General features: G+C 62.8%; 2 protein-coding genes. Both read right to left on the bottom strand.

Annotated features, from left to right (window positions below; all coding sequences use genetic code 11):
- Positions 1–75: 75 nt before the first annotated feature.
- The gene (gene istB, locus EOS_RS43010; RefSeq protein WP_047898350.1) at positions 76–864 is read right to left on the bottom strand and encodes an IS21-like element helper ATPase IstB; all 789 of its coding nucleotides are present in this window, start codon (positions 862–864) and stop codon (positions 76–78) included.
- A partial coding sequence (gene istA / locus EOS_RS43005; RefSeq protein ID WP_047898349.1) for an IS21 family transposase occupies positions 861–1,579 on the bottom strand: 719 nt, incomplete at its 5' end. The genes istA and istB, both read right to left, overlap by 4 nt.

Here is a 1,579-nt window from a genome sequence, read left to right as displayed (position 1 = left end):
TTGTCAACGCCGACTGAAACCTGACCCACATTTCGAGGTTTCGCCGAAGTAAATCTGACCCACCCGGGTCGTGTATCACGCGGCCGCTTTCGCGCTTGTCCGCGTGGTCGTTTGTCCCGCCTTTCTCTTGTCCTTCAATCGATAGCTCTCACCGCTGATTTGCACGATGTGAGCGTGATGTAAAAGTCTGTCGAGCATCGCTGCCGTCAACGTCTGGTCGTCGGCGAACGCCGTCGCCCACTGTGTGAACGGGAGGTTGCTGGTCAATACGATTGAACCGCGCTCGTAGCGTTTGGCGACAACATTGAAGAACAGGTTTGCCTCTTCACGTCCAAACGGCAGATAGCCGATTTCGTCGATGACCAGCAGCCTGGGCCCGATGACTGCGCGATTGAAGAACTCCCGCAAGCGGTTTTGCTGGCGCGCGGCGGCCAGTTGCATCATCAGGTCGGCGGCCGTGATGAACCGCGTCTTGATGCCCGCCTGCGCCGCGCGGTAAGCCAGTGAGGTCGCAATGTGCGTCTTGCCGACTCCGGACGGCCCGAGCAGCACGACGTTCTCGGTACGCTCGACGAACGCCAGGCTCGCCAGCTCCTGAATCTGCGCTCGCGGCGCGCCGCTGGCGAAGCCGAAGTCGTATTGCTCCAGCGTCTTGACGCTGGGCAACGCCGCTAGCTTCGTGAGCACTTGACGCTTGCGCTGCTCGCGCGCGCCGAGTTCCGCTTGCAGAAGCTGTTCAAGGAAGTCGGCCATACTCGAATCGGTCGTTGCACTGCGTTGTGCGAGCGGCGCCCAGTCGGTGGCGACGCTGTCGAGCTTCAGTTGTGCGCACAGCGCGGCGATGCGTTCATGTTGCAGATTCATGCGCTGGCCTCCAGCAACGCGTCGTAGACCGCCAGCGGATGCTGCAGGCTCTCACGTGGCAGCACGCGGCGGTTGTCCGGCACAGCAAGCGCGGGTGCCTGCGCCGGCAACGGCAAAAGCGCCGTCTGCTCGGCAGCAAGCAGCACCGCGGGACGCTCGCCCGTCGTCGCGTGACGGCGCGTGTTGGCGACCTCTGCCAGCCATCGGCCGATGTGTGCATTGGCGGCGTCCACATCGAGCTTCAATCCCGATGACCTGAGCGTTGCAGCAAGCGGCACGACAAAGCTCTCCTTGAGATAGCGGTTGAAGCGTTCGACCTTACCCTTGGTCTTCGCGCGATACGGACGACACACCTTCGGCCTGAAGCCGTAGGTTTCCGCCAGCGCAAGCAATTGTGGGTTCCAGCGATGCTCGCCCTCGCCGAATGCATCGCGTTCGATGACCACCGACTTCGCGTTGTCGAACAGCACATGTTCCGGCGTGCCGCCGAAGTAGACAAGCGCTTCACGCAGGCATTCACACAGCGTCGCGGCGTCCTCGCGCGCGGTGAACCGCACGAAGCTTGCGCGGCTATAACCCATCGTCGCGACCAGCGCGAGCAATGGTTCGCGGCCTCGCCGGATAACGGTGAAATCGGCCTGCATCTGTTTGCCGGGCGCAGTCTCGAAGCGCACCGCCGGTTCGGCTTCGCGACGCTTGTGGGGCACCAGGAACG

It is taken from the genome of Caballeronia mineralivorans PML1(12) (assembly GCF_001028175.1).
Taxonomy (GTDB): domain Bacteria; phylum Pseudomonadota; class Gammaproteobacteria; order Burkholderiales; family Burkholderiaceae; genus Caballeronia; species Caballeronia mineralivorans.
This window is presented reverse-complemented; position numbering and strand designations above follow the sequence as displayed.

Excerpts from the sequence above, each read along its gene's own strand:
- istB (WP_047898350.1), bottom strand. The coding sequence starts at position 864 with ATGAATCTGCAACATGAACGCATCGCCGCGCTGTGCGCACAACTGAAG.